This window comes from Paenibacillus beijingensis (assembly GCF_000961095.1).
In the GTDB taxonomy this organism is placed as follows: domain Bacteria; phylum Bacillota; class Bacilli; order Paenibacillales; family Paenibacillaceae; genus Paenibacillus_O; species Paenibacillus_O beijingensis.
On record NZ_CP011058.1, the window covers coordinates 31,348 to 43,866 of the forward strand.

The following is a 12,519-nucleotide window of genomic DNA, read 5'->3' on the forward strand; positions in this document are numbered from 1 at the left end:
CCGAAAGAAAGTCGTTTTTATTGTCTTCTTAGATAAGAAACACCCCTTCACAAATGCCATAAAAGTAACATTCGTAAATGGGGCGAATCATAAATCAGTTATTTATCCAGATGGTGAATTTTCGTCATAGACAATGTTTCCATTTACCATTGTCAAGACCGCCTTCCCCTTTAATTTCATGCCCGAAAACGGAGTATTGCGCGATTTGGAGTGAAATGTGTCCGGCTCTACAATCCATTCTTTGTTCGGATCTATGATAGCAATATCCGCTGCATGACCTTCTTCCAGCCTTCCCGCCGGCAAACCCATAATATTCGCGGGATTAATCGTTAATTTGGAAATCGCATCCATTAATTGCAGCTTGCCGGGATGGACGAGCTTCGTAAATGTTAATCCGACCGCCGTTTCCAAGCCGACCAAACCAAACGGCGCTCGCTCGAGCGGATGCGATTTCTCCGCAATGGTATGCGGTGCGTGATCTGTGGCAATGGCATCCAGTGTACCTTCTGACAAACCTTGAACTACCGCCTCTACATCCTGTTCTGTCCGCAGCGGCGGGTTCACCTTGGCCATCGTTCCAGACAGTAATGCTTGTTCGTCCGTAATGGAGAAATGATGTGGCGCAGCTTCAGCAGTCACCCGAACCCCTCTGGCTTTCGCCTCCCTTATGAGCTGTACCCCTCTAGCCGTTGAAACATGCTGAATATGAAGCCTTGCCCCGGTCTCCTCGGCAAACAAAATATCACGTGCAATAATCAATTCTTCCCCAAGTGCCGGAATGCCTGGATCGCCAAGCAGGGAACTGAATTTGCCTCGGTTAAAGGAGCCGCTTGTTACGAAGCGATGATCCTCGCAATGCGAACTAATCGGCACATCGAGCTCGGCAGCTTTACAAAAACAATCATATAGGATGCCGGGATCCATAACCGTCCTGCCGTCATCTGTAAAGGTTACGGCTCCGGCTTTACGAAGGCTCTCCATATCGGTTAATATTTGTCCCTCAATCCCGTAAGTCATCGCCGCCGAAGAAAAAACCTTAACCGCCCCGTGCCGTTTTCCGGTCTGCAGCACATAGGTTAAGGTTTCAACCGTATCAATAGCGGGCTTGGTGTTAGGCATGCAGACCACGGCGGAAAATCCGCCTGCTGCTGCAGCTAATGAACCGGTTTGAATCGTTTCTTTCTGAGGAAAACCCGGTTCTCTGAAATGAACATGAATATCTACAAGTCCTGGCACAACCAGTAAGCCGGTAGCATCAATAACCCGTTCGGCCTCCTCATGCTGTGCATCTCCGATCCGCATGATTTTTTCATCTTCGATAAGCACATTGGTCGTTTGTATAAAAGCGGTGTCGGGATTAATAACGGTGCCGTTTTTTATAAACGTTTTCAAAAAGGTCACTCCTTCGTTCATTCGATTATAGGATAATATCAATAATATTCATGCATGAATATGTTCTATTAGACAAATAAATAGCCCTTTATTTGTCTAAACAGATAACTATTATTATCAATTTTCAAGATTTGGTATACCTTCACTTTTTTCGAAAAATAATTATTGCGTAGCAATGTATATTATTGTATATTAATTTACACGAGTGATGAGAATAAAAAGAAGGTTGTTGATCAAATGAATAGTACCGACAAAGTTAAAGTTCTCTCCGACTTATTCCATTTAATTAATTTTTATTATGAAGGGCGTGATCAACCATCTGAAGTGAACATTTTTGAAAGCCTGAAGAATTATTGCGAAATTCTCGATGTGGATTATGATGAATTTAGAAAAGAATTTGGAATTAAAATGTGGGATGAGCTTCGTTAGATCAAATCTGAGTTTTTGTGTAGTCGAGAAATGGTGGGCAATTATAATGGTTGTTTTCTGTTCTCTTTCGTTATACATATTTATCTAATCTTTCACTCTGATTCCCGGATCAAGCGCTGAAATTGCTTCTTCCATTATTAGGATTACAGGTTTCCCAAAAATGCACACGCCAAAGCTAAACGCTGCCTTTCTCCCCGGATAAATTACCGCCTCCAGTTCCGCTTTCGGTATCATATTCGTTTTGGCAAAATTAGAATGAAAGCAAGCTAAACCCCGTTAATGGAGATATTCCCTTTGTTTAGCACATGTCTCTTTCTTGCAACCGAACCTGCATTAATAAATGTAATGCCGCTTGCAATTTTCTTACTTGTCTCAAACGCATGAATCGATGTCATTAATAGCAGCACAAACTGAAAGGCAACAATAAACATACCATTGGTAATCTTTCCTTGTATGGCGCCATAACCTACTAGCGAGAATGGTTAAATTGCAGCGTCAAATCTATTAAGAACAAGCAACTCGCTGTTCTTTTCATTAACTTATCGGGAAGTTCACTTGAGTTTGTCCGAAAAATGCTTAACGACAATAAAGGAATCAAAGCTGAATACCGGTAAAGCTTCGAAGCAACGAAGCAGAAAATAATAGAAATGGTGGGATTGTAGAAGGGGACCGTCTTGAGATGCGGATGCGTCACTATAAGCATACGGGGGATTTCGGACTTATAGGCAATCGCGGTAAGCGGAAGAAATATGCTGATGACGAACGTTATGTCAAATGTCTGAGATTGAGAACGCTGTCCCTGGTGGAACTCCGTCACGAACTGAAGCCGGCGTCTCCTCCGACGTTATGACGCCGCCATCAGGCGGCCGCCCCTTTCCCGCTGGAACTGCCCCTACACCCGGCTTGAGCGCGGGCCGGATGCGGGCTCGTACACATAGTAACGGCTCAGCTTGACCACCCGGCGGTTCGCCTTGCGGATGACGACGGTCTCCTCATCCCATGCGACGACCGTTCCCACCACGTCGTTCTGCTCTATTCCGTCACGCACGACCCGCACCTTCTCGCCGGATACCCGGAAGCCGTCAAGCACCTCTTCGCTTGTTAACATCTAACTACCCCTTTCCGCTTCGTTCCAAACTTGTGCAACTTTTAATCTAACAGATAAAGGGACCTCAAGTGCGCTTTCGCATTCACTGAGGTCCCTTTGCAAACCTTACTATATGAACGGTTAACCGACATGCTCCTTCGTATCGTTGGTTTCAAACCACTCGTCAAGAACACGGGACGACATGACTCGCTTTGCGATATAATCCGCTTGACGTTCCGTAAAGAGATGCTTCCATTCGATCTCCAGTTCCTCCGACAGCTTGACGATTGTCAGAAGCTCCGACCAAGCCACATAACGTTTGTACCAGAAAAATTGAGGGTGTTCGATCATGTACGGGTACAAATCATCAAACTCGGTATGTTTACAATCGAGCGCACGCTCGAAATGAATTTTGGCATCGGACAACTTTGCTTCAACAAATTCGTTGGATATTTCCCCCATATCCTTCTGCCTCCCCTCAGGATCTAAAATCTATTATAGAATAAATGTGAGCCGGGGAAAAGAGTTGTTTGGCGATTTCCGGAAAATTTCCATCTCGTGTAACAAAAGGGCATGTTACTCGAAGCGGATCTCCCCGTTATCAAGCGACGCCACCCGCACAAGCGATTCCACGCGTATGCCCTGCTCCCGCAGCGTACGCGCTCCCACCTGAAACGACTTCTCGATGACAACGCCCATCCCGACAAGGGTCGCGCCCGAACGTTCAATGATTTTGATCAAACCGCGGGCCGCATCCCCATTGGCGATAATGTCGTCAATAAAGAGAACGCGATCCTCCGGCTTCAAAAACTGCTTGGATACCATTATATCGGTCACAATCCCTTTCGTAAAGGAAGGGACACGCTCCATATAGGAATCCGGGTCGGCAATCAGCGTTTTTTTGCGTCTTGCGAACACAAGCGGCACTTTCATCTCTTGCGCGGTCGTGAAAGCGACCGGAATTCCGGACGATTCGACCGTAATGATCTTCGTTACGTGCTCTTCCGCAAACAGACGCGCAAACTCCTTGCCCATCTCCATCGTCAATTCGGGATCCACCTGATGATTAAGCAAAGCATCCAATCTCAGAACATCGCTTGTCAGCACCGAAGCTTCTTTTAATATCCGTTGTTTTAACAAATCCATATCTCGCCAGCCTCCAGCATTTCTTTCCCGATAACGTAACATATGTCAGCCTCTCCCTGCAAGCAAAACGAAAAATAATGTCATGCCTGTCCCCATCCGGACATACCTTGTTTAGAGAAGGCAAGAGGGAGCGGGGGAGGAAGATGCTGAAACAAACGGGGTTCATTCTGCAAATCGCCTTTACGTATATGGGGACGATTGTCGGGGCCGGTTTCGCAACCGGACAGGAGATTCTGCAATTTTTTACCCGCTACGGCAACTGGGCCGTGTTGATGATTATCTTTGCAACGTGCATCTTCATTTGGCTCGGATGCAAGATGATGCTGCTTGCCGGTGAAATCAAAGCCCGTTCCTACGAGGATATGAATAAAGCGCTGTTCGGGGACCGGTACGGCCGCTGGATCAGCCACTTTATGCTAATCGTTTTGCTTGGCGTCAATTCGGTCATGCTGGCCGGCGCGGGAACGATCTTTACCGAAAATTGGAACGTCTCTTATCAAACCGGGCTGCTTATTACCCTAATCGGCTGCTACTTCCTGCTGCGTAAAGGAATGAATGCCATTCTGACGGTGAACAGCATCGTCGTGCCGGTCATGCTTCTGTTCACAATCATGGTCGTCATCGATACCTTCCATACGCCGGGAGCCGGCCGCTGGGTTACGCTGGCCACCGATCATTCGCCGCTCGCCGCATGGGCTTCGCCGTTTCTTTATACCGCGTTTAACCTGTCGATGTCCCAAGCGGTGCTCGTACCGCTCGGAGCCGAAATCCGCAGCCGCAGAACGATCGTGCTCGGCTCCTGGGTCGGAGGCATCGGGATCGGTTTTATGCTGCTTGCGGGCCATATCGCGCTTTCGCTGCACATGCCGGGCATCCAGCAATACGAAATTCCGATGAGCGGCATCGCCCGCCACCTCGGTTCAGGCATTCAGCTGATTTATATCTTTCTCATTTTTGCCGAAATATTTACAACGCTGATTGCGGATATTTACGGGCTGACGCTGCAGCTGCAGGAGCGTCTTAAGTGGCCCCGAAACTTACTCATCCTTTTTATTTTGTCGATTTGCTATCTGACAAGCCAACTCGGCTTCGGCCCGCTTCTGACGACGCTGTACCCGCTGTTCGGATTCGTCAGTCTCGGATGGCTGGTGTTAATGATCCGCAAAAAATTGTCCCACACGGAATAACCGCCTCTTATATGAAAGCAGCATCCACCAAGGCCGCGTCCGCGATCCGTCAAGATGAAGCTTTCCCTATTTAAAGCAGCATGAAAAAGAACCTCCGTCCCGCTGGAAATGCGGTTTCGAAGGTTCTTGACTCGTTACTTTGTATTACTTTGTGTTAGGACAGGCTTCCGTATATACTTGCTTCAACTCCGAAATGACCCGGGTCAGCGAGTAGGCTTTCTTCGCTTTCTCCCATCCTGCACGAGCCAAATTGTAGCGGTACGTAGGATCCGACAGCACTTTCTCCAGCGCGTCGGCAAGCGCGGCAGGCTGATCTGGAGGAACGAGCAGTCCGTTCACTCCGTCCTCGATCTGCTCGGAAATGCCGCCGACATCCGTTCCGACAAGCGCAAGCCAGCACAGCGCCGCTTCGGCAAATACGGAACCGAACGCCTCCGCTCTGGAAGGCAGAACGAATACATCGAAGAAAGGCATGAATTCTTCCGGATGCAGCATATAGCCGTAAAAAATGATGTCATCGTACAATTCAAGCTCAACGGCAAGCTGCTCCAACTCTTCGCGGATCGGACCGTCCCCGATAATATGCAGCACGAAGTTGAATCCTCTCTGCTTCAAGTCGGCACAGGCATGAAGCAGAATATCGAGACCTTTGGCAGGTACGAGCCGGCAAACCGTAATGAGCTGGGGAACCGCATTTTCGTGGGATATCGGTTTGAAACGCCGTTCATCGTAGCCGTTGGCGATCACTTTCACCTCATCCGGCCGCTGAATATAAGGAACCATGTAATTCCGGAACGATTCGGATACGGTGAGCAGCCGGTCGACGGTCTCCTCCAACTCGCCGTATATGGATGTCAGAAAGCGGTGCTCGGGTCCATCCGGCTGAATTTTGCCGTTCAGAATCAATTCCCTTTCATAACTGGAATGAATCGTCATGACGAGCGGCGTTTCCGGATAAAGCTTCTTCATGGCCAGCGCCGCAATCGGATGATGAGCGTGAATTAAATCGTAGGACCGTTTGATGCGCATCCGCGTCCACCAAATGTAGTCCCGGTATGTTTGCACATATTTATCTACGATGGGATTGCCTGCAAATTGAGCGACGTCGAACGTATTGAACGTGACTTCCTCCTGGCCCTTGCCCCTTAACCGTTTCGGTAACGAAAACATTTCCATCGGCCATCCGGCTTTGTTGAAACGTTCCTGGACATATGGAATCATCGAGGAAACGCCTCCCGGCTGCTCCGGCGGAAAAAACAATGCCTGCAAAATTTCCAACGTCCTGCCTCCTATGGTTTCTGTTTCCACAAAAACCTCAACGTAAGCTTATGCTCTTTCGACGGGAAGTCTTTCCCGCTTGCCAAAATTATGATATATTAGAACGTATGTTTCTGTAAAGCTTTCTTACAGTCGTTAATTCTAACAAACGGTGATCGCTCATGACAATATGGATATGGCTTGCCGGTCCTTACGGGCAATTGCTGTCCTCCGCTTGCGTAATAACGGTGCTGCTGATGATGGAGTTTATGGCCTTCGCCTTATACAAAAGCTATCGCAAACATCCCGTCCACAGACTGCTGATCGGCGCGCTGCCGCTAATGATAATCCAGCAGGCGCTGCTTGCCTGGGTGATGCTCGCACCTGCAGCCGTCTTGCCCGAGCTTCGCCTGCTCAACCGGCTGCTTGGAATCTCTTCTTTTATTATTATAAACTTTGTGTTCATGAAATTATATAGCCGGTCTTCCGCAAAGTTAAAGACATCGCCGTTCATCCTGATGCTCGTGCTGGCATTCGTAATCGCGGCAGTTAATTTGTTATTATATCCGCAAGCATTGGATCCGTCCACCTCCAAGCAGGAGGCGGGACTAATCGGCGTCGATTTTTTCTGCGTTCTCATTATTTTTCTCATACTGATCGACACCCGCTTCGTCGATATCAGCACCAAATATTCGGCCAGCCTTATGATCTATTTCGCGAGTGAGCTGACCCGTGTAACGGACAGCTACATTTTCCACGGAAGCGTTCCGATGCTGCTGGTGCTGGGCCGCCTGCTGCCCGCTGTATATATTACGCTGCTGTTCCTGCTGCTGTTCGAATGGGTCATCGACCGCCTGCTGCTTACATACCGCTCTTCCATTACCGACGGGCTTACCGGGCTGTACAATCGTAAATATTTTGGTATAAAAGCTGAACAGCTGCTGCGTCAGCGGAAACAAATCGCCGTCATTTTTTGCGATATCGATAATTTCAAGCAGTTGAACGATACGCAAGGTCATCACAAAGCGGACGGCGTGCTGAAGCAGGTGGCCGACATTATCCGCGAAGAGTGCATAGGAATCGGCTCTGCCGGAAGATTCGGCGGCGAGGAACTGGTTATTGTCATTGGCGGCAAAGATAAGCCGCAGGAAGTAGCGGAGAAGGTCCGCAAGCGGATTGAAAGCGAAACGAATGTGACGGTAAGCATCGGCGTCAGCTATTCCAAGGAAGGGATGCTGCTGGAGGAAGTCGTCAAGCAGGCCGACGATGCCATGTATACCTCCAAGATGAACGGCAAAAACAAAGTCACCATGGCCGCTCCTTCTTCACGTCCGCGCGCATCGCGTCATGCCTCGACCTAACGACGAATCGCGGGAACGACGCAGCCGCCCGCTCCTTAACGGGCGCAGCGGCTGACCGGCGTGCTTTCCGCTGCTCTTGCTGGCGTAACGGCTGCCCGAAGTGCCTTAGCGCAGCAGCTGCTGGAGGCGACTTCTGTTCCTCTTACTAGCGCAGCGGCTGCTGGAGGGCATACAGCTCGTCTTCGAGGGACTGCATCCTCTCCGCGAGCGTTCTGCGGGCGTCTTCCAGTCCTTTATTATATCCGTACAAGCCGATCGTGGAGAGCATAAATTCAAGGATCCCGTCCGCTGCCAGCTCTCCAATCGGCTCTCCCCGTTCATGTTCATAGTAATGCATAATGCTCGAGATCAGGAAAGATTTTTCCTCTTTGGACAGATGCCACCTCTTCATTCGATCACCTCTTCCCTGAAACGTGTATCGTCAGACTCGCGCAATCCTTAACCGTCGAGCTCGCCGCAGAGCACGGTAACGGCCCGGCCTCCGAGCAGCACCCGATCCCCTTGCAGCTCCACAAGCACCTCTCCGCCCCGCTGCGACTCCTGATATCCGTGCATGCGGCTCTTACGCAGCCGTTTCCCCCAATATGGCGCGAGCGCGCAGTGGGCTGAACCGGTGACCGGGTCTTCATTGATGCCGAGATTTGGGTAAAATGCCCGCGAGACAAAATCGTACGCCGCATCATCGGAGCGGCTCGTCACGATGACTCCCCTTCCGTCCAAGCCGCTGAGCATGGACCAGTCCGGACGCAGTCCGCGGACGGTCCGGGCCGAGTCGACTTCAATGAGATAGTCCATCCGGTTTCGACCCGTATAACGCGGAATAAGCCCCAGCCCTTGGATGAGCTCCTCGGGAGATGACGTTTCCCGGACCGGCTCGGAAGGAAAATCGAGCGTAATAGTACCATCCTCGCCAAGCTCGGCGTGCAGCGTCCCGCTTAACGTTTGAAACGTTGCCGGTTCACTGCCGCGAAGCCGTCCGGTTTCCCATAAAATGTGAGCGGCCGCCAGCGTCGCATGACCGCAAAGCTCCACCTCCTGAGCAGGGGTGAACCACCGAAGCGTCAAACCGTTCCCGCTGTCCGGCGGAACAATAAACGCCGTTTCCGACTGGTTCATTTCGGCCGCAACGGCCTGCATCCTGGAAGATTCCACCGGTTCCTCGAGCAGGCAGACCGCAGCCGGGTTGCCCTTGAATTTATGTTTCGTAAAGGCGTCTACCAAATAGATCGGGACTTTCATAAGCAGCACCCCTTTTTCAATCGATGGGATCATGAATTAATGGACGGTTCTTGACCAGCGGTGCGAACCGCATTATTCGAGTGCAGGCTCGTCAAGCGGAACGAGCAGCTCGACCGGCTTCTCTTCCCAATGTTCATCAACGTAGAAAATCTCCAGTGATACGGCAGCGTCATTTTTGCGAAGACCTTGCTCGGCCATCCACGAAAAAAGCAGATCGTACCCTTCCCCGATCCGTTTGTTCGTACATTCCGCCATCACGTAACGCCGGCTGGGCAGCCGGATCTGAACCATGCCGGGCGGAAGCTGTTCCATATGATGGACTTCCAATGCCACCCAGTAGGTGGCAAACACTTCGTTCCCGAAATATGGACAATAAAGCGCCGTTGACAGGGCAGCATCGTTAAGCTCGTGCTTGCGCGACAGAAATTCGCTTTGCAGGCGGATCGACTCATCCGGAAATGACGAATAAGGTCCGCAGTAGTTGATTCCGACCAGATTGAGAGCCGGCTTCGTAACCAATGTGCAATTGACCAACCCCGATTCCCCCTTGAGCGAATTCGTACTTTACTTATGCAGTCCTCTGTAACGCGCGGTTCTGAGTTCCATTACGTAAGGATCCAGATCGGGCATTCCCGCCTCCACGGCAAGACGGACTGCCGCTTCGATATCGTACGGAATGCGAAGAAGCTGGATGGAAAACGCGGCTGCTTCGCGCACTTCCCATTCGCCTTCGATAATGGCGTAGGATGCCTGCGGAATTTCCAGCGGATTGCCGACGCTGCCGCTGTTAAACAGCGTGCGTCCTTCAAAATGCTGCACGTAAGCATTATGGATATCGCCATACCCGATCACATCGGCCGCCGGTCCCCCTTCCGCCAGCGCATTAAACATCGCAAACCGCTCTTCATAAGCATCCCATGGCTGCACCCTTTTGTACACGCTGACCTGCGACGCATGAAACAGCCGCACCAGACGGCCGCTCATGATAAACTCCGTGGAAAAAGGAAGCGACGACAAATAGTGAAGCCGCTCTGCGCCAAGCAGCTGCTGATGCCAGATCAATGCCGGATTGTCGGTCGGTTTTCCGATGAAATCGTCCCAATTGCCGCGCACGACAATTTCACAGCTGCTCCGGATAAGGTCGACCGCTTCCGCTGAACCGGGTCCTTTGCCGGCGAGATCGCCCAGGCAGAAGATGCGTCCAATCCCTCTGGCAGCGATATCCTGCAAAACGGCTTGAAGTGCCGGAAGGTTACCGTGAATATCCGAAATGACTGCGATTCGTTCCATAGCCGCCTCCTTGCCGAATATGATATTGGCTTCGCTGTTAATTGTATGCCGGGCTTCGCTCAACCTTGTCTTGCCTTCATATAAATCATATCCTCCAAACCGGCACAGCACAACGAAAAAAAAACGCACCCTCCGCGAAACGGACCGGTGCGCATCGTATGAACAGCTTACTTCCTTCGTCGAATTTTACCGAAGCTTTTGGACGTCTTCGGCGCCTTGCTCTTGCGCGGCGTATACCACGAACCCGAGGACGTACTGCCGGCGCCGTCCTTTGAACGGGTAATTTTGCCGGAGCTGCCTCCGCTGTAGCTGCCGCTGCTGCCGGAACCTTTGCTGAACCAGCCGCTGCCCGAGCTTTTGGATACGTCCGTTTTGCTGCTTCGCTTCGTGATGGATCCTTTGCCGTCGACGGTAATGGGCGGGATCGATTTTTTCTCGCTCGCAGAAGGAGGATGATAGCTCCCGCGCGGCTTATAAACGTCCCGCTGGTTGTAGCCCTTGTAATCGCCGTAGCTGCCGATCGTATCGAACAAACTGCCGATCAGCGCTGCCGTCAAATAACCTTCCAAAAAAGACGGATCGTAATTGCGCTGGACATACTCCCTGCTGTCCACTTCGATCAGCGTATCCTCCGGATTCCCGGAATCCTGCTGCAAATGGTACCACAGATCATCGTAAACGAGAAACATCCGCTCATTGTTTTCCGGCGACATCTGCTGCGGCCGGCGCTGGTCGGCCAGCTTGGCCGCAACCTCCGGAACCGTCTCCCCGGCCGCCCGGTATACGTACGAAGTCTGGCTGCCGTCGTTGTTGACCGATTCAAGCGGGTACTGCTCGCTTACGGAAGGAGCGCCGCAGGCGCTAAGCAGCGACACCATGAGCGAACATACGAGCAGCCATTTCAAAATCGTCGTGACGCGATTGTTCATTCCGGCATCACCTAATTTCCTCTTAAGACCTTGACATCGGCGGGCAGCACGCTTTCACCTTCATAAAGCATAAAGCGCCCGTCCTGCCACTCGATGCGCAGCAGTTTCCGGTCATCGGATTGATAGTGCCATACATACAGCTCCCCGCTTTGCGAAAAGGGCGTTCTTCCGCTGACTATAACATGACCCGAATATTGCTCTTCCAAATAATACATCCGGTCGTCGAGCTCCATGGAGGACGGAACCTCATCAATCGAATCCAATCTGCCGTCAATCGGGATATATAATGAAAACTCGGTCTCCATCCGCTCTTCGATATGCAAATAGCGGGAGTCTGCGCCGTCCTGGAGCGACAAAAACGTTTCGCGCCGGCGGTGATTTTGCGTGCGGCCGACGACTTGGTACGTTATGAGCGACACCTCGCAAATATCGCCCGGAGCGAGCGTAAGAATGCTCTTCTCCGCCTTCGGCGGCTCCGGCGTTTTCAGCAGATTGGCCACTCTCTTGAATAAACTCATTTCCGTGTGCCTCCGTTCTTATCCATGAATGATCGCTGCAGCGTAATTTAACATGTAACCCTCAACGTTCTACAGCGTCGCGGCTACAAGCAAGCCGCCAGCAAAATGAAGCGATCCGCTGAGCAGCGCGTAGGCCATCTTGCCGTCCCGCGTGCCGTCGTCCAGCCGGAATCCGGCAATTTTCCGCAGCAGCGTATGTACGATCCATTCCAGCGCCAGCAGGATAAGAAATGCGATGATCGAGACGATGAGCGCTTCCCACCACTCTTCCGATGTGTAAATGGAGCGGGCGAGAACGACCGTCTGCGCCAGCAGCTTCAGCACGAACCGGGTGGTGACGGCAACGTTGCCTTTGCGCATTTCTTCCAAATCCTTATATCTTGTAAACAACGAATCGACAAACATTAAAACGGCAAGGAGAGCGGCTCCGCCCGCGATCCAAAGAACCGTACCGACTAATAGTTGCAGCGTCACTTTTTTTATCCTCCTTAAGTTTTTGCTAGAGCAAAAACTACTTCGTAAGCATAAGCTCAGTTTTTGCGAGCCCGGGGCCAAATCGAAAAAAAGATGCTTTCTCATAAGTCTTCACATGAATGAGCGTGTCCTAAATAGGACACAAGAGGACCTCCCGTTTCGCTGGCAAAACGGAGTCGGAGGTCCTTTCCTCGCCAAACCTGCGATTGT

Annotated in this window: 15 protein-coding genes; 3 read left to right on the plus strand and 12 right to left on the minus strand. The window is 51.0% G+C overall.

From position 1 onward, the window contains the following. Nucleotides 1-102: 102 nt before the first annotated feature. Nucleotides 103-1,401, minus strand: coding sequence for a dihydroorotase (locus VN24_RS00170; protein WP_238590788.1), 1,299 nt, complete (start codon nt 1,399-1,401; stop codon nt 103-105). A gap of 228 nt (nt 1,402-1,629) precedes the next feature. Here VN24_RS00170 and VN24_RS00175 point away from each other — a divergent pair, with 228 nt between their 5' ends. After that, nucleotides 1,630-1,821, plus strand: coding sequence for a hypothetical protein (locus VN24_RS00175; RefSeq protein ID WP_045668765.1), 192 nt, complete (start codon nt 1,630-1,632; stop codon nt 1,819-1,821). 892 nt (nt 1,822-2,713) lie between these two features. Here VN24_RS00175 and VN24_RS00180 read toward each other — a convergent pair. The 3 genes from VN24_RS00180 to VN24_RS00190 form a co-directional block, all read right to left on the minus strand. After that, on the minus strand, nt 2,714-2,929 hold the full coding sequence (locus VN24_RS00180) for a hypothetical protein (RefSeq protein ID WP_045668766.1): 216 nt from the start codon (nt 2,927-2,929) through the stop codon (nt 2,714-2,716). Nucleotides 2,930-3,049: 120 nt separating this feature from the next. After that, nucleotides 3,050-3,370 carry a hypothetical protein gene (locus VN24_RS00185; RefSeq protein ID WP_045668767.1) on the minus strand — a complete coding sequence of 107 codons (321 nt, stop codon included), beginning with the start codon at nt 3,368-3,370 and terminating at the stop codon, nt 3,050-3,052. A gap of 114 nt (nt 3,371-3,484) precedes the next feature. Then, complete coding sequence (locus VN24_RS00190; protein ID WP_045668768.1) at nt 3,485-4,054, minus strand: xanthine phosphoribosyltransferase; 570 nt, start codon at nt 4,052-4,054, stop codon at nt 3,485-3,487. Between the two features lie 143 nt (nt 4,055-4,197). Between VN24_RS00190 and VN24_RS00195 the strand changes: the two genes are divergently transcribed. Next, nucleotides 4,198-5,241, plus strand: a complete 1,044-nt coding sequence (locus VN24_RS00195; protein ID WP_045668769.1) for a YkvI family membrane protein — start codon at nt 4,198-4,200, stop codon at nt 5,239-5,241. A gap of 144 nt (nt 5,242-5,385) precedes the next feature. On the opposite strand, the gene VN24_RS00200 is transcribed toward VN24_RS00195, so the two are convergent. Continuing rightward, on the minus strand, nt 5,386-6,519 hold the full coding sequence (locus VN24_RS00200) for a glycosyltransferase family 4 protein (protein WP_045668770.1): 1,134 nt from the start codon (nt 6,517-6,519) through the stop codon (nt 5,386-5,388). Between the two features lie 161 nt (nt 6,520-6,680). Between VN24_RS00200 and VN24_RS00205 the strand changes: the two genes are divergently transcribed. Next, nucleotides 6,681-7,859 (plus strand): GGDEF domain-containing protein, encoded by a 1,179-nt coding sequence (locus VN24_RS00205; protein WP_045668771.1) that lies wholly within the window; start codon nt 6,681-6,683, stop codon nt 7,857-7,859. A gap of 145 nt (nt 7,860-8,004) precedes the next feature. Here the strand turns inward: VN24_RS00205 and VN24_RS00210 are convergent, their stop codons facing one another. From VN24_RS00210 to VN24_RS00240, 7 genes are all read right to left on the minus strand, one after another. Beyond that, the gene (locus tag VN24_RS00210; protein ID WP_045668772.1) at nt 8,005-8,250 is read right to left on the minus strand and encodes a DUF2164 domain-containing protein; all 246 of its coding nucleotides are present in this window, start codon (nt 8,248-8,250) and stop codon (nt 8,005-8,007) included. A gap of 47 nt (nt 8,251-8,297) precedes the next feature. After that, nucleotides 8,298-9,098 carry a PhzF family phenazine biosynthesis protein gene (locus VN24_RS00215; protein WP_045668773.1) on the minus strand — a complete coding sequence of 267 codons (801 nt, stop codon included), beginning with the start codon at nt 9,096-9,098 and terminating at the stop codon, nt 8,298-8,300. A gap of 72 nt (nt 9,099-9,170) precedes the next feature. Beyond that, complete coding sequence (locus VN24_RS00220) at nt 9,171-9,632, minus strand: GyrI-like domain-containing protein (protein WP_045668774.1); 462 nt, start codon at nt 9,630-9,632, stop codon at nt 9,171-9,173. Between the two features lie 30 nt (nt 9,633-9,662). After that, nucleotides 9,663-10,388, minus strand: a complete 726-nt coding sequence (locus VN24_RS00225; protein ID WP_045672816.1) for a metallophosphoesterase family protein — start codon at nt 10,386-10,388, stop codon at nt 9,663-9,665. A 167-nt stretch (nt 10,389-10,555) separates the two neighbouring features. Beyond that, the gene (locus tag VN24_RS00230; RefSeq protein ID WP_045668775.1) at nt 10,556-11,317 is read right to left on the minus strand and encodes a DUF4247 domain-containing protein; all 762 of its coding nucleotides are present in this window, start codon (nt 11,315-11,317) and stop codon (nt 10,556-10,558) included. 11 nt (nt 11,318-11,328) lie between these two features. Continuing rightward, nucleotides 11,329-11,835: a DUF4178 domain-containing protein gene (locus VN24_RS00235; RefSeq protein ID WP_045668776.1), complete on the minus strand. Its 507-nt coding sequence runs from the start codon at nt 11,833-11,835 to the stop codon at nt 11,329-11,331. Between the two features lie 69 nt (nt 11,836-11,904). Continuing rightward, nucleotides 11,905-12,309, minus strand: a complete 405-nt coding sequence (locus VN24_RS00240) for a DUF350 domain-containing protein (RefSeq protein WP_045668777.1) — start codon at nt 12,307-12,309, stop codon at nt 11,905-11,907. Nucleotides 12,310-12,519: the final 210 nt, after the last annotated feature.